The organism is Flavobacterium sp., assembly GCF_029945805.1.
GTDB lineage: Bacteria > Bacteroidota > Bacteroidia > Flavobacteriales > Flavobacteriaceae > Flavobacterium.
Genome location: NZ_JAQSDH010000048.1, coordinates 100,504 through 116,832, shown reverse-complemented (window position 1 = coordinate 116,832; position 16,329 = coordinate 100,504). Strand labels below are relative to the sequence as shown.

Annotated in this window: 8 protein-coding genes; 2 read left to right on the top strand and 6 right to left on the bottom strand. The window is 36.5% G+C overall.

Annotation, left to right across the window (positions count from 1 at the left end):
- The first annotated feature begins 550 nt into the window (after nucleotides 1–550).
- Nucleotides 551–3,496: a T9SS type A sorting domain-containing protein gene (locus PSU83_RS13660; RefSeq protein WP_300590102.1), complete on the top strand. Its 2,946-nt coding sequence runs from the start codon at nucleotides 551–553 to the stop codon at nucleotides 3,494–3,496.
- Between the two features lie 287 nt (nucleotides 3,497–3,783).
- Here PSU83_RS13660 and PSU83_RS13655 read toward each other — a convergent pair whose 3' ends face one another.
- The 6 genes from PSU83_RS13655 to porU form a co-directional block, all read right to left on the bottom strand.
- Complete coding sequence (locus PSU83_RS13655; protein WP_300590101.1) at nucleotides 3,784–5,679, bottom strand: M1 family metallopeptidase; 1,896 nt, start codon at nucleotides 5,677–5,679, stop codon at nucleotides 3,784–3,786.
- Nucleotides 5,680–5,798: 119 nt separating this feature from the next.
- On the bottom strand, nucleotides 5,799–7,463 hold the full coding sequence (locus PSU83_RS13650; protein ID WP_300590100.1) for a pyruvate dehydrogenase complex dihydrolipoamide acetyltransferase: 1,665 nt from the start codon (nucleotides 7,461–7,463) through the stop codon (nucleotides 5,799–5,801).
- Between the two features lie 4 nt (nucleotides 7,464–7,467).
- Nucleotides 7,468–8,469, bottom strand: coding sequence for a pyruvate dehydrogenase (acetyl-transferring) E1 component subunit alpha (pdhA, locus tag PSU83_RS13645; protein WP_300590099.1), 1,002 nt, complete (start codon nucleotides 8,467–8,469; stop codon nucleotides 7,468–7,470).
- A 138-nt stretch (nucleotides 8,470–8,607) separates the two neighbouring features.
- The gene (cdd, locus tag PSU83_RS13640) at nucleotides 8,608–9,090 is read right to left on the bottom strand and encodes a cytidine deaminase (RefSeq protein WP_300590098.1); all 483 of its coding nucleotides are present in this window, start codon (nucleotides 9,088–9,090) and stop codon (nucleotides 8,608–8,610) included.
- A 92-nt stretch (nucleotides 9,091–9,182) separates the two neighbouring features.
- Nucleotides 9,183–10,379 carry a type IX secretion system outer membrane channel protein PorV gene (gene porV, locus PSU83_RS13635; protein ID WP_300590097.1) on the bottom strand — a complete coding sequence of 399 codons (1,197 nt, stop codon included), beginning with the start codon at nucleotides 10,377–10,379 and terminating at the stop codon, nucleotides 9,183–9,185.
- A gap of 36 nt (nucleotides 10,380–10,415) precedes the next feature.
- Nucleotides 10,416–14,297 carry a type IX secretion system sortase PorU gene (gene porU / locus PSU83_RS13630; RefSeq protein ID WP_363319899.1) on the bottom strand — a complete coding sequence of 1,294 codons (3,882 nt, stop codon included), beginning with the start codon at nucleotides 14,295–14,297 and terminating at the stop codon, nucleotides 10,416–10,418.
- 238 nt (nucleotides 14,298–14,535) lie between these two features.
- On the opposite strand from porU, the gene gldJ reads away from it, so the two are divergent.
- Nucleotides 14,536–16,260, top strand: a complete 1,725-nt coding sequence (gene gldJ, locus PSU83_RS13625) for a gliding motility lipoprotein GldJ (protein WP_300590106.1) — start codon at nucleotides 14,536–14,538, stop codon at nucleotides 16,258–16,260.
- The last annotated feature ends 69 nt before the right edge of the window (nucleotides 16,261–16,329 follow it).

Genomic DNA, 16,329 nt, shown 5'->3' with positions numbered 1-16,329 from the left:
CGGCCTCTGGCCTCGGGTCAAATCTTTTTTTAGAAACCCTATTCATTTATTTGGATAGGGTTTTTTGTTATGTTGATATTTTAGATTGGCTTAGATCTTTAGACTTCTTAGATAGAGGTTCTTTTTATTTGAACAGGTTACTTTATGCTGATGGTTGTCCATATCTTTTGGTGTAACTTAATATCTATACTATACAATGTACACCAATATTTATTTGATGTAAGTGAATATCTATCTGATGTAACTGAATATTTATCTGGAATAAGTCAATATCTATCTGATGTAACTCAATATCCTTCTGTTGCTAGACAATATTCTTTTGGTGTAAGGTATATTCTTGTGATGCAATAAGTATTTAATTGCGTGAGGGATGGAAGTGGCATCCTTTTTACTGTTTTGTCAGATTATGAATGGTAAAGCATAAGTTCTAAACAGTAAAAAGATATAACGGACAGCCCGACCCGGAGGGACACGCCCAAATTTATTTGACAAGTAATTTTATATTGTTTTTCTTGTCAATTATTCTTTACATTTGAGAAAATTTATTTTCATGAAGACTATTTACCTTTTTGCTCTGCTGTTATTTACATGCCAGGTTTCTGTAGCAAATGCTGCTTCTTTAAGCTTTGTTGATCCAACGGTGCCAACTTTACCGACTGTTTCAGTTTGCGATGCTAATCAGGATGGGTTTACCGTTTTTGATTTAACAGTTCAAGATGCAGTTATCTTAGCTGCTCAAACGGGTTCTTCTTCCGACTATGTTATTTCTTATCATGAGACTTTGACTGACGCAAATGCTGATGGCGGTGGTATAAGTAATGCGACTTCTTATTTTAATTTAAATGCATTTTTTCAGATAGTTTATGTTAGAATTAGAGATGTAAATACTACTATTTTTGCGGTTGGGTCATTTGAATTAAATGTTAATCCAAGCCCAATTGCTGTGCAGTTGACCAATATTGTATTGTGTGATGCCGACAACAATCCTCAGGATGGGAGCACTTTGGTTGATTTAACAATTGAAACGCCTTCTATACTGAATCAACAATCTTTACCTCCTGATAATTATACTGTTAGTTATTATGCAAGTCAAGCTAGTGCAGATGTTGGAATTGGCACTATAATACCAGATACAAGTTATTCTGCAACAAATGGGCAGACTATTTGGGCAAGAATTGAAAATAATGCAACGGGTTGTTATAAACTAGGTAGTTTTGGAATTACAATTAACACTCCTCTTGGTTTGACAACTCCAACATCATTACAGGTATGTGATGATGATGCGAGTCCAAATAATCAAATGCATGTTTTTGATTTAACAGTAAAAGATAATGAAATAAGTCAGGGAATAGCTGGTTACATAGTTACTTACTATCCAACTTTTCAGAATGCTTTAAATAATATCAATGCAATAGTAAATCCGACAAATTATGTAAATCTTATTCCGGCGGTTCAGACCATTGGAGTTGTAGTTACATCGCCTAACGGCTGCAGAAGTAGTACAACACTTGATATTCGGGTTTTACCGATTCCAACACCAAATACCAATCCACCGGCATTGGCACCTAAGTGTGATGACAACAATCCGGGAGATATGATGGAAGTATTTGATTTAACCGTTAATGAAGCATACATTGGAAACGGTGATCCGAGTTTAACGTTCCATTATTATTATAGCCTTGCGGATGCATTAGTACCACAAAATGAAATACTAGATCCAACAAATGCTTTAGCTGGCGATAATGTCTTTATTCGTGTGGAGAACAACAGAGTAGATTATCAAGGAAACAATTGTTATGTAATCGTAGAACAAGCCTTAAGGGTGAACCCTTTGCCAACGGTAGTTCAGCCACTTGCTCCCTACAGAGTTTGCGATAATAATGGCGATGGAATAGCTGTTTTTGATCTGACCTACCCTGCACTGGCGCAAGTCATTTTAGGTCCAGCCCAATTGCCAGCAAATTTTACGATTAGTTATTATTTGACTGCTTCTGGAGCTAATCCTTTGACTAACGTGGGTCAAACTCCATTGCCGTCTAGTTATTCCAATGTAACACCAAACTCACAAACTATTTACATAAGAGTTGTAAACAACGCTACAGGCTGCGTAAATGCTGCAGGCGTATTAAATTTAGTAGTACAACAGCAAGCTTTTTCCACAGGACCACAGAGTTTTTCAGACTGTGATAATTATAATGATCCCTATGATGGAGTATCTCGAATAGATTTAACACAATACGCTTCATCAATATTAAACGGACAAAATCCAGCGGTATTTTTACTAAGTTATTATACCAGTTTAGCCAATGCAGTAGCAGGTACCAATGCACTTACAGCAGCAGAAGCACAGGCGTATGAAAACGATCCTTTTACAGATACGGTTTGGGTGAAAGTTGAGAACAGCAGTAACACCATTACACCATTCTGTTATGCCATTACGACGATCAATATTACTGTAGAGTCTTATCCGAGTCCGATAATCACTACACCAAATGGAGTGAATACGATTTGTGTGGACTTTGTAACTAATGCTGTAGTTAGAGATTTAACATTAAATAGTGGCATTGTGAATCCTTCTGCTTATACTTTCCAATGGTTTGAGGATGGTTCAACGACTCCAATTCCTGGAGCAATAGGTTCAACGTATACTGTTAATACTGCTTCACCTTCAGGATCCACAAGAAGTTATACCGTTCGTGTAACAAGTAATAGTACGCTGGCATGTGCTACTACTTCAGCAAGTTTTGATGTTATTCAATCCGGACAGGCATTACCAATTCAAAATACAAGTGGATATCAGACAATTGATTTGTCAGGAGTACATAGTGTTATTGTTGATTCGATTAACGGTTATGGCACTTATGAATACAGTTTGGATAATGGAACGAGACAAACAAGCACTATTTTTAACAATGTTTCTTTTGGGCAGCATAGTATCACTATATGGGATACAGAAGGTGGAATAAATTATAGTTGTGATCCGTACATTATCACTGGTGTTGAAATAGCGACTTCATCCATTCCGGCGCCAACAGGATTAACTTCGCAAAGCTTTCCGGCAGGATCTACATTAGCAAATATAGTTGTTGTTGGTGAAAATATTCAGTGGTACGCAACTCCATATAGTAATGCAACACCATTGCCTTTGAACACTGTTTTGGTGAATGGAGTTACTTATTACGCTACACAAACTGTTGGTGGTATTCAGAGCACGGCAAGATTTGCAGTTACAATTCAAGTTACTTTAGGTGTAACCGATAATGAAATTCTAACATTAAGCTATTCGCCTAACCCTGTCAAGGATGTTCTTAGTATTGAATCGAATACTGTTGTAAAATCGATTTTGGTTTATAATTTATTGGGACAAAAGGTTTATGAGCATACTTTTAACGGAACTACTATTGCTGTTGATTTGTCAAGTTTACAAGCTGGAAATTATATCGGAATAGTTCAGGGAGATACAGCTCAAAAAACGATTAAGATTGTAAAGCGATAATTGTCTACCCGATAAAAAAGATACGTCCCGTTTTAAATTTTGGCGCACGAATGTTACGGAATATACGAATTTGCGCGTATTATTAGAACTTTTTTTCTTGTTTACTTAGGCATTGCGTGAGGGATGGAAGTGGCATCCTTTTTACTGTTTACTCAGATTGTGTAGATTAAAGCATAAGTTCTAAACAGTAAAAAGATATAACGGACAGCCCTGCCCCTTTCGACAGGCTCAAGGCAGGCCAAGGGGACACGCCATAAAAAAACTCCTCTAATTGAGGAGTTGTATTTTTATTTTACTAGTTTCTCAACTTCAACAACAGTTGTTGCGTGATAACCCGATTTTGCTTTGGCATAGATTTGTTTTGCCCAGGCTTTTCCTTCGGGAGTTTTTACCATTTCCTTATATAATGGTGTTAGGGAGTAGGTGCGGCTATAGGATGTCAGGAATGTTTCAATTGCCGGATAGGCAAATTTATATTGATGTTGAATTGCCATAATGAACCATTGGCGCCGAATTACAAAGTTTCCGCCATTGGTAAAGTTGAATTCTTTATCGAGTGCAGTCATTTCTTCAACCGTTAAATCCTTTGGTAGGTAATCAATGAAATGTTGTTTTTCGTTGGTTGATTTTATCTTTTGACTTAGGCCTTTAACTCCGGTTTTTCTCCACGTTTTTTGGATGTTATCAATAGTACTAAATTCTTCTGAAACGGGATTTGTCACATTGGATGGAACTCCGGGTTTGTAAATCCATTCGTCTAATTTTATTTTATCAGCTAAAGCTTTGTCGCCTTTGATAAGATTTTTATTGAAATAGGTAACGAAATCTTCTGTTGTAATGGATTGGAAAGAGTGCGCTTTGAAGTATTCTGTAATGAAAGCATCAAATTTTTTGCGTCCCACTGCTGCTTCGATGGTTTGCAGGAAAGCATATCCTTTTTCATAAGGAATATCACTTAGTGCATCGTCAGGATTTTTTCCGGTTGTGTTTGCTTTTAGTTTAGTGTCCGGGCTGTCTTTTCCTAAATCTGCTATACTTCCTTCTAGTACTTTTCGGCTTAAAACATCCTGCATTTTGGCTTCTTTGACTCCAAATACTTCTTCGCCAATTCGGTGTTCTACATAAGTTGTAAAACCTTCATTCATCCAAATATCATCCCAAGTAGCGTTGGTAACCAAGTTTCCACTCCAACTGTGTCCTAATTCGTGGGCCAATAAACTGGTCAATGAACGATCTCCCGCTAAAACAGTAGGTGTAAGGAACGTTAAGTTTGGATTTTCCATTCCACCAAAAGGAAAACTTGGCGGCAAAACGATTACATCATATCTTCCCCAACGGTAAGGTCCGAATAGTTTTTCGGCTGCCACAACCATATCTCCAAGTTGTGCAAATTCCCATTTTGCGCTGTCAATTACAGAATGTTCAGCATACACTCCAGTTCTTTTATCAATAGATTTGAATTCGACATCGCCAACAGCTATTGCCATTAAATAAGATGGGATCGCTTTATCTTGTTTGAAAGTGTAGATTCCAGTATCGTTTTTTTGCTGTGGATTTACAGCGCTCATTAAAGCCATCAATTCTTTTGGAACCGTAACTTTGGCGTTATACGTAAACCGAACTGATGGAGAATCTTGACACGGAATCCAGGTGCGTGACCAAATGCTTTGTCCTTGTGAAAATACAAAGGGCTGTTTTTTGTCAGCTGTTTGTTCTGATTTTAGCCATTGTAGTGCAATACTTTCTTTGGTTGTACTGTAGTAAATGTTGACTTTAGTAGTATTGGGTTCAATCGTAATGCGAAGTGGTTTTCCGTGGAATTCAACTGCAGCTCCTAATTCGAATTTGGTTTCTTTTTCGTCATCGCCTAAAGTAACTTTTGTAATGTTTAAGGTATTTTCATCGAATATAATTTCGTTTCCTTTTAATATATTATCAATCTGCCAAGAAGCTTTTCCGGAAATGGTTTGCGTGTCAAAATCGACTTTAATGTCCAAATCTAGATGTTTCGCAACCGCTTCTGCTGGATTTGAAAAGGAATGGGCGTCTTTTACGATTTCTTTTTTAGATGGTACTTCTTTTTTTTGGCAAGCACCAAAAATTGAGATTAATAGCAATAAACTTATTGTTTTAAGCACAAGTTTATAATTGTTTTTTTTGTGTTCGTGAATCTTTGATTTCATTATAATTTTATTTGCGTCTAAGATAAAAAGAAAAACCCGTTCTCGAAATCCAAGAACGGGTTTTATTAGTTTGTTTAATTCTATTTAGACGCTTTGACTGCGCTCAGGGAGACAAATAATTATGCCAGCATCGTAACTGGATTTTCTAAAAATATTTTCAAAGTTTGAAGGAATTGCGCTCCTGTTGCTCCGTCGATTGTTCTGTGATCGCATGCTAAAGATAGCATCATGGTGTTTCCTACTACAATCTGCCCGTCTTTTACAACTGGTTTTTCTACAATTGCTCCAACAGAAAGGATAGCAGAGTTGGGTTGATTGATAATCGAATTGAATTCAGTTATACCAAACATTCCAAGGTTAGAAATTGTAAACGTGCTTCCTTCCATTTCAGAAGGTGCTAACTTTTTACTTTTTGCTCTTCCTGCAAGATCTCTTACGCTTGCGCCAATTTGAGATAAACTCATACCGTCAGTAAATGGTAAAACTGGAACCACTAATCCGTCTTCAACCGCTACAGCTACGCCAATATTCACGTGATAATTGATAGTAATAGCATCTGCTGACCATTGCGAATTGATTTTTGGATGTTTTTTCAAAGCCATCGCACAAGCTTTAATCACCATGTCGTTGAAAGATACTTTGGTATCCGGAACGCTGTTGATGATTGCTCTTGATTTCATTGCTTCATCCATTGTTACTTCGATTACTAGGTTGTAATGCGGTGCGGTAAACAATGATTCTGCCAAACGTTTCGCAATGATTTTACGCATTTGCGAATTCTTAATTTCTTCTGTTGCAACTTGTCCAGCCGGAACATAAGGTTTTGGAGCAGCTGCCGTATCCGATTTTGGTGAATCACTTGCTGGTGCAGAAGCAACAGCTTGTGGAGTAAAGTTTTCAACGTCACTTTTTGTGATACGACCATTTTCGCCAGAACCTTTAACTTGAGATAAGTTGATTCCTTTGTCTTTAGCAATTTGTTTGGCTAATGGCGATGCAAATATTCTTTCCAATGAAGTTGCTACTGGAGCTTCTTCACTTTTCGTTTCAGGTTTCGCTTCTTCCGCTTTTGGTGTTTCCGTTGTTGCCATTGGAGAACCGCCTTTTTTGTAGTTTTCAGCAATTCCGGTAATATCCGTTCCTGCAGGTCCGATGATAGCTAAAACGCTATCAACTGGCGCAGATTCGCCTTCGTTAATTCCGATAAACAATAAAGTTCCAGCATTAAAAGATTCGAATTCCATTGTCGCTTTATCGGTTTCGATTTCAGCAAGAATATCGCCTTCTTTTACGTCGTCACCCACTTTTTTTAACCATGTTGCCACAGTTCCTTCTGTCATGGTATCGCTCAAACGAGGCATTGTCACTACTATAACTCCTTTTGGTATCGAGGTTGAAGCTGGTGCAACGTTAGCTTCTTCTTTCGTGCTAGAGTCTGCCAAAACTTCTTCTTTCTTTTCTTCAGATTTTGAATCTACTTTTTCTTCAGATTTAGCTTCAGTTGCAGCTGTTGCATCACTTGAAGTCATTCCTGAAATATCTTCACCTTCTTTGCCAATGATTGCTAATAATGAATCAACTGGCGCCGTTTCACCTTCATTAATTCCGATGTATAATAAAGTGCCAGAATTGAAAGATTCGAATTCCATTGTAGCTTTATCGGTTTCAATTTCAGCAAGGATATCACCTTCCTTTATTGTATCACCCACTTTTTTCAACCATGTGGCAACAGTTCCTTCTGTCATTGTATCGCTTAAGCGAGGCATTGTTATTTTAGTTGCCATAATATTATAGTCTGTGTGGAATAAAAGGATAATTTTCTTGTTCGTAAACTACATCGTATAATTGTTGTGCAGTTGGGAATTCAGATTCTTCGGCGAATGTTACGCATTCTTCTACTAAATCTTTAACTCTTTCATCAATAGTTTCAATTTCGGCTTCAGTAGCATAGTTGTTTTCTTTGATGATGTCAAGCACTTGTGTGATTGGATCAATTTTTCTGTATTCTTCTACTTCTTCTTTCGAACGGTATAATTGAGCGTCAGACATAGAGTGTCCTCTGTATCGGTATGTTTTCATTTCTAAGAAAGTTGGTCCGTCACCACGACGAGCTCTTTCCATAGCTTCGTGCATCGCTTCAGCTACTTTTACAGGATTCATTCCGTCAACTGGTCCACATGGCATTTCATAGCCTAAACCTAATTTCCAGATGTCGGTGTGATTTGCAGTTCGTTCTACAGAAGTTCCCATTGCATATCCATTGTTTTCACAAATAAATACTACAGGTAATTTCCATAACATCGCCATATTGAAAGCTTCATGAAGTGAACCTTGACGCGCAGCACCATCACCAAAGTAGGTAAGTGTTACTCCACCAGTTTCGAAATATTTATCGGCGAAAGCCATACCAGCACCAACAGGAATTTGCGCCCCAACGATACCATGACCTCCATAAAACCCGTGTTCTTTTGAAAAGATATGCATCGATCCACCCATTCCTTTGGATGTTCCTGTTACTTTCCCTAAAAGTTCCGCCATTACTCTTTTTGGATCAACACCCATTCCGATTGGCTGAACGTGATTACGATAGGCTGTAATCATTTTGTCTTTTCCTCCCAAATTCATAACGTGCAAAGCGCCCGCTAAAACGGCTTCCTGGCCATTATATAAGTGTAGAAAACCTCTAACTTTTTGTTGAATATAAAGCGCTGCAAGTTTGTCTTCAAACTTTCTCCAAAGTAGCATGTCTTCGTACCACTTTAAATATACTTCTTTTGTTACTTCTTTCATTTTTTACTTTTTGCTAAAGCGTTCTTAAGTTGTAATTATATTTCAACGCAAAATAGTTCACTCACTCACAAATTTGCGAAAAGCAAAAGTAAAACATTCTAAGTAAGAACTAAAATTTAAAATGGTAATTTTTTGTTGCTAAAGGAAGTTTTTATCGAAACTTAGCGGTAATAAATTTTTGATTGAATCGGACAAGTAAACTTCGCCAATTTCACCCATAAAATAGATTTCTATTGGTGCATTTTGTTTGAATTCGTATTCAGAAATTGATTGTCTGCAACCGCCACATGGTGGAATAGGAGTAATGGTTTTATTAGTATCTGAAGCAGCAGTTATGGCCATTTTGATGATTTTTGCATCGGGATAAATAGCTCCCGATTGAAAAATTGCTACTCGTTCTGCACAAAGTCCAGAGGGGTAGGCAGCATTTTCTTGATTAGATCCTAATACAATTTTTCCATTATCTAAAAGCAAAGCGGCTCCAACTCGAAATTTAGAATAAGGGGCGTAAGCATTTTTTCTGATTTCTATAGCTTTTTCCATTAATGATTGAACGTCTTTTGGAAGTTCTTCCATCGATTGAAATGCGGTAAACGATGTTTTGATTTCTATTTTATTCATTCGTGTTGACTATGTTTTCAATTACTTATCGCGGAAAAAAAATCCAAATCTCTTTTTAGAAATTTGGATTTGATTTTATTATTTAGGGTCTACTAATATTCGTCATATTTATCACCAAAGTTAAACGATAACGAGAATCTCAGTGTATTTTCTAATGGGTTTTTCACTTTTGATGCCGAGAACAAATACGAAACATCTACTTTAACAATGTTATATTTGAATCCAGCTCCAAGAGAGAAAAATTTTCTCGCTCCTTTAATTGGGCTTTCGTGGAAATAGCCTAAACGGAAAGCAAATGAATCTTGATATAAATATTCTGTTCCAACAGAATAGGTAAACTCTTTAAGTTCTTCGCTAAATCCACCAGGCGCATCTCCAAAAGAAGAGAAAATTCCGGAAACCCAGTTGATTTTGTTATAATCTGCTATGTTTTGTGCTCTTAAAGCTTCTTCTTCAGGAGTAGTAACCAATCCGTCACCATTTAAATCTGAGCTTTGTGGTGTTGGAACTAAAAGTTTAGCAAATTCCACATTTATAGAAACCTTATTGAAATCATCAAGGATAAAATCATAGCTACCGCCAATTCTCATATTAGCAGGAAGGAAGTTGGCGCTATTGTCATCAGAAGCTCCAGCGTCGTAATTGATTTTTGGCCCCATATTTTGGAAATTAAATCCAAGGCGTAAGCGTCCGTTAAAATCTGAGAATGCAGTTTCTTCACCTACATAATATCCAGCTACATCGACTGCAAATGAACTTGCCGGTTTTGAATCTCCCGAATCTCCCGAAGGAATTCTTAATGCAGAGCGAATGTATCTTCCGGCAACAGCCATCGAGAATTTTTCACTTAGTTGCAAGGCATACGATCCATCTAACGCTAATTCATTTGGTTTTACGATTTGAGCGGGATCGTCAGCATTTTGTCGTAATTCAATCTCACCTAAACCGAAATAACGTAAACTCACAGCAAAAGCACTTCTTCCTTCGGCTCCAAATCTGTTATAATAAGTAGCTTGCCCTAATGAAATATCGTTAACTAAGTCGGTTAAATAAGGGGTATAACTGGCAGTGAAACCTTGTTTGTCTATCGCGAAAGCATATTTTGCAGGATTCCATTGTTGCGAAAAAGCATCGGTGCTAGTTGCAACTCCTTGATCACCTAAACCTGCGGCACGAGCATCGGCAGCAACTAAAAGAAAAGGAACTCCAGTAGTGATTACTCTACTGTCTTGTTGGGCATTTATGAATTGTGTGGATAGTAGTATGAATAAGATTGCAATTTTTTTCATCGTCATTTTAATAAAGTTAACAAATATAGTATTTTCCTAAAGGATAACAAGTTTTTCTATTTTTTCTGCCTTTTTATTCGATAAAGTGGACTTTACCGTCAATTTGTAGACATAAACACCTTTCCCAATTCGGTCTCCAAAGTCGTCTTTTCCGTCCCAAGTAATTTCTCTTGAAAGGAAGCCATCTGTTGTAACGGTTTGGTTTTTTGTCCAGACAATTTTGCCAGTGATTGTCATTACTTGGACCTGAACTTCTAAAGGTTCAAAAGGTCTGTTGTGAGAAAACCAGAACTCGGTATACGACACAAAAGGATTTGGATAATTTAGCACATTGTTTAGCGTAACACTTTCGTCTCCAACAACTACAAATTGTATTTCGGCAGTTATAGAATTGTTGTAAACATCGTAGGCTTTGAAAGTAATCGTGTGCAAACCAGGGGCTAAATTCCGGAAAGGAAAATAGACTCTTCCTTTTGTGTAATCATTCAACTCGGTTTGGTAATAATCGTTCATGATGAATGGTTTTGTTTCGTCTCCATCAAGAATTCCGATGATGTCGTGACCGATTCCACTTGCGGTGTTTATTCCGTGTTCGTCTTCTAATACAGCTAGGAAAAAAGGAGATTCGTTGGTAATCCCACCATTTACAAACGTCTCGTCATTCATATATAATTTCACAGTTGGCCCTATATTATCAGCCACGGCATTTGTATTAATTCCGCCAATTTTGATATCCGTATTATACCCTGTTTTGTCAAATAATAATTGATTTCTTTTGGCGTAAAAACTTATTCTTCCGTTGCCAATAGGAATTCGGATATCTCGTGGTACTACAAATCCGAATTCAAAATTCCCATTGGTTACCGAAGCATTTCCTCTAAAAATAGTTTCTCCTAATGTTACAAAAGGCAATCTTGGTGCTATTTGAAGCGGTGAGTCGTTTATAACAGCATCATCATTATCATTTCTTAATGTTTCCCGATTTATATTCTTATCAAAAATATTTATCGATAAATCGCCATTGTAATTTGGTAATGGATTGTCATTTTCGTCACGAACTTCGCCTGTCAAGGTTATATAATCTAATGATTTAAAATCATCAATTGGCCCGGTGACGGGCAAATTATTAACTTTCGTTAAAACTATTTTTGGTTTTGGGAGGGCTAGCATTAAAGCGGGATCACCGAGATAAAAAACGACATTTGTTGATGAATTTGGGTACGAGTTTTTAGCCACACGTAGTGCTTCAGCTATTGTAGTATAGGTATTGCTTCCGTAAGAAAATAAATATTGTGCAAGCCGATCATTAAAGATTTGGGCAGGACCTTGGCCGATAGAACGAATCGTTGTTATCATTGAAATGGCTCCACCTTTAGGATTCCAATAGGTATATTCCCCCGCAGTTGGGCGGTACGGATTATCAAATCTTGAGAAATCGCAGGTAATAGTGATAAATAACGGATATTTATAACGGTTGCTTAAATTTTGACCGTCTGCTTTTTCCCAAATGCGTTCTTCGGATAAGCCATCTTCGCCACCATGACCTAAATAATTGAATACTAAAGCTCCTTTTTCAAAAGCGGCAAAAATTTCTTGTCTTGCTTTCGGATATCGTTTTCCTCCTGATGAAGTTTCTTGTTGGTACGAGTCCATCAGAACTTTTTTAATATTCATAAACGGCTTTTCGCTCCAAATCCTATCGGCTAATCGGTTTTGGTAATACTGCAGATACCTGTCGGCACCATGGAACGGATCGTCGGGCGGTGAAGGGTCGTCGGAAATAGCAACATAATTATTTCTCCAACTACCGTAAGACTTTAAGTCGTGGTACTCGACAACCTTATTTACCATTTCCTCTGCCTGTTGTGTTGAGCTTACAATCATTCTACCAACGGCAATATCGATGCCGCCAAAGTCATAGGAAAAACTCATACTTCCATTTGTAGGTGAACTTCCAAAATCCAATCTTCCTTCATCTGGATCCATCATTCCGAAAAAATCATCAGAGGCAAATGACGCTTCCCCTTCGGTATAACTATTTAGTGCTTGATAAATTGGGACAAGATTAGTGTTGTTTGGAATTCGATCTTTAAAATCAAAAGATGCATCTCCGAAAATATTAAGATATTTTACTTTTTTGTCGACAGAGGAAGCATTAGAATAAACGTACTTCACAAAATTTCTAATGGCTCCAATATCTTGTTTACCCGATGAAAACTCAGGATATATATTTTCAAGATTAACAACTTTTACATTTAAACCGGAATAATTTCTATGAAAGGCAGCTAGTTTCTCTGCTTGAGAATTTAAGAGTTTTGGCGTAATTATCAAATAATCTACATCCTGAAACTGGCCTTGAGCATTGTTAAAAATTGTGCCTTTTAAATTTTGATTGTCAACTTTAGATTTGGATTCTTTAGAAGGCAAATAATAATCTGAAATGTCAACGGCAATATATTTTCTAACGTCTCCAAAATTAGATTTAAAAGAAAAAGAAGTTTGGGTTGTGTTGTCCGCCTTGGTTGCATTATAAATATCGGTTACATCCCACACCTGTGAAATTGAAGAAGCATTTGATATTTGATATTCTCCAATTCCAATTAATGAACTTGCTTGATTGAACTGGAAAGGAAATTGTTTTCCATATCCTTTAAGGGTTCGTTTGGCTTTGATGTTGATGTAATCTAAATAACCTTTAGAGTTTGGAACACCTCCATTATCGTAAGTGATTTTAACAGTAACATCATCAGAAGTTACTGAGACGGAATTGGTCAAAGTTCTTTCTAAAATTAACACTTCAGCATTGGCACCGGGCACCAAAGCAATATTTCCAACTAATTGAGCGTTGGCTTCAATTTTAAAATTATTTGAGGCTGAAGTAACAGTGGCAACATGCGTTTGAACAGTAATAGGTTGCGAACTTACAAGATTGGGAAACTTGAATTTAAATTCCTGCTCATTGTCAACACTAAAATTCTCACCGAACCAGATTCGGCCAAGCCTTTCGATATTCACTTCGTCAATTTCATGGTATTGAGAATCATCAAAATCGGTAATTGGAGTAGTTGCGGTTCCTGACGGTTGTGCCATATCGGTAATTCTTTTACCGTCACCACCTTGCGTTGTTACATAATAATAAGCTCTGTCTGCATATATATTCAGCGTGCTTTTATAGTCGTTGTTCCATTTATCCATTCCTTCAGCATAAAATAGAATATAATCCTGACTGTCAAAAACGCCATCATTTTCTCCGATAAATTGAATTGCATTTTCGGTCAAATCCATCGGATAATCAACGGAATTGAGCAGTGGTAGCATTCGGCCACCATTTCCGTATATTTTTATTTTTCGTGGATCAACATTCGTATCTAATCCTAAACTGCTAAGAAAACTTTTCGATATTTTGAAAATACCAGATTTTTGGACATAAAACCGATACCAATTTCCAGAACTTAAAACTGAATTTTCAACTGAGTTTATAACATTTTTAGGTTGTTCGTTTCTTAATGAGTTTTGTTGAATTGAATAACTGAAAGAAACCAGTTTTTTAAATGAATTTCCTTCCTTAATAATAGGATTGATTATAATTCTGCCATAATATAAATCACGAGCAATACTACTTTTAAAGGTGTACGTAAAGGTAGAAGGTATATTTTTTATTGAAATATCACCTAATTGACTTTCGGAAATGGTCTCAAATATAAGGTTGGTGATTTGAATGGCATTTTCGTTTACAGAATTGTTAAGTTGTATTGTTAACGAATAATTTATTGTTTTTGAATAAGTATCAAATTGAAAATTTTCAATATCAAACTGCGGAATTATATAGGAATTTTTACCGTTTGAATATTGTTTTTTATCCGTCCATTTTAACGAAATATTCCCTTGCTGCTGAGAAAAAGCAAGAAAAAAATTCATAATAAGGATGCAAATTGTAATAATCTTTTTCATAATAGTATAGTAAACGCAATTTCTTTAAAAATAGTATCTAAAGTAAAAAAAAATATTTTTTCCAACGAAATACAATAAAAATAGTATTTTCGCGTTTTATATAAAATTCGCTCTAGATTGCGAATTTAGTATTAATTTAAAAAAGTTGTTGCAATTTAATGGTAAATACTTATATTGCAGCTCGAAATTTATACCTACTATGAATATGAAAGTAAACAAAATTATTGCTGTTAAATTATTGCTATCATTAGTGATGATGCTTGGTTTTGCAAGTTGTAGTAAAAAAGGCGACTCCAAAGGAGGGTCTAAAGCTACGGGATGGAAAATCAATGATAAAAAAGGAGGTTTTCAATATGCTTCCAAATTTAAAAAACAAGCAACAGGGCCAGGTTTGGTAATGGTTGAAGGTGGAACATTTACTATGGGTAAAGTTCAGGATGACGTGATGCATGATTGGAACAATACGCCTAATCAACAACACGTTATGTCTTTCTATATGGACGAAACTGAAGTTACGAACATGATGTATATGGAATACTTAAGCTGGCTAAAAACAGTTTATCCACCAGATCAAGATAATTACAAAAACATTTATGAAGGCGCATCTCCTGATACCTTAGTATGGAGAAATAGATTAGGTTATAATGAAACTATGACTGAAAACTATTTGAGACATCCAGCTTATGCTGAATATCCTGTAGTTGGAGTGAACTGGATTCAAGCGACTGAATTTGCTATTTGGAGAACAGACCGTGTGAACGAGAATATTTTGGAACAACAACGTTATTTGAAAAAAGACGGAAAAGTAACGGATATGACTGCTGATAAAGTTTTCAGTACGAATGCTTATCTTGCATCTCCTTCTACTGCAAAAGGCGGTGATGAAAAACTTGTTTTGAAAAAAGGACAAGGAAGAGGAGCTGCTAAACCTGCAAAAGGAGCTGCTGCTGGAGCTAATAATACTGCTGGGAATAGTGCTAAGAATGTTTATGCCCAAAGAACTTCAGGTTTGATTTTACCTGAATACAGATTGCCAACAGAAGCGGAGTGGGAATATGCAGCTGCGGCTGATATAGGTCAAAGAGAGTACAATCAATACAAAGGTCAAAAGAAATATCCATGGTCTGGAAGCTATACTCGTTCTGGAAAAAGACAAGTTAGAGGTGATCAATTGGCTAACTTTAAACAAGGTAAAGGAGATTACGGTGGTATTGCTGGATGGTCTGATGATGGCGCTGATATCACTAACAAAGTAAAATCGTATCCGCCAAATGATTTCGGATTGTATGATATGGCAGGAAACGTTGCGGAATGGGTTGCTGATGTTTACAGACCTATTGTTGATGATGAAGCAAATGACTTCAATTACTATAGAGGTAATGTTTATATGAAAGATAAAATTGGTGAAGACGGAAAAGTAGAATTGGTTACGGCTGAAACTCAAAAATTCGATACTTTATCAAACGGTAGAATTGTTTCAAGAAACTTACCAGGTCAAATTGCTCAGGTACCAGTTGATGACAAAGAAACTTACTTAAGACAAAATTTCGACAAATCTGACAACAGAAATTACAGAGATGGAGATAAACAATCAACACGTTATTTCAAATTTGGAGCTTCTGAAGAAGGTGACGAAAAAGGAAAATTAAGAGATGATCAAAGAATGTATGATTCACCAACTCATAATGTTTCTACAGATAGCTTAGGGAATATGGTGAAGAAATATGATAAATCTAATAAAAGAACGACTTTAGTAAATGACGACGTTAGAGTTTACAAAGGAGGTTCATGGAGAGATAGAGCATATTGGTTAGATCCAGCACAAAGAAGATACTTTCCGCAAGATATCGCGACAGATTTCATCGGATTTAGATGTGCCATGTCTAGAGTTGGTCCAAAAGCTGACAAAAAGAAAAGAGCACGAAACTAATTTTAAGTTTTACGATAAATACCAAAAAAGCCCTAATTTTAAGGGCTTTTTTATTTTAATTAATTTGCC

Excerpts from the sequence above, each read along its gene's own strand:
- porU (WP_363319899.1), bottom strand. The coding sequence starts at position 14,297 with ATGAATTTTTTTCTTGCTTTTTCTCAGCAGCAAGGGAATATTTCGTTA.
- porV (WP_300590097.1), bottom strand. The coding sequence starts at position 10,379 with ATGAAAAAAATTGCAATCTTATTCATACTACTATCCACACAATTCATA.
- PSU83_RS13660 (WP_300590102.1), top strand. The coding sequence starts at position 551 with ATGAAGACTATTTACCTTTTTGCTCTGCTGTTATTTACATGCCAGGTT.
- PSU83_RS13650 (WP_300590100.1), bottom strand. The coding sequence starts at position 7,463 with ATGGCAACTAAAATAACAATGCCTCGCTTAAGCGATACAATGACAGAA.
- pdhA (WP_300590099.1), bottom strand. The coding sequence starts at position 8,469 with ATGAAAGAAGTAACAAAAGAAGTATATTTAAAGTGGTACGAAGACATG.
- cdd (WP_300590098.1), bottom strand. The coding sequence starts at position 9,090 with ATGAATAAAATAGAAATCAAAACATCGTTTACCGCATTTCAATCGATG.
- PSU83_RS13655 (WP_300590101.1), bottom strand. The coding sequence starts at position 5,679 with ATGAAATCAAAGATTCACGAACACAAAAAAAACAATTATAAACTTGTG.
- gldJ (WP_300590106.1), top strand. The coding sequence starts at position 14,536 with ATGAAAGTAAACAAAATTATTGCTGTTAAATTATTGCTATCATTAGTG.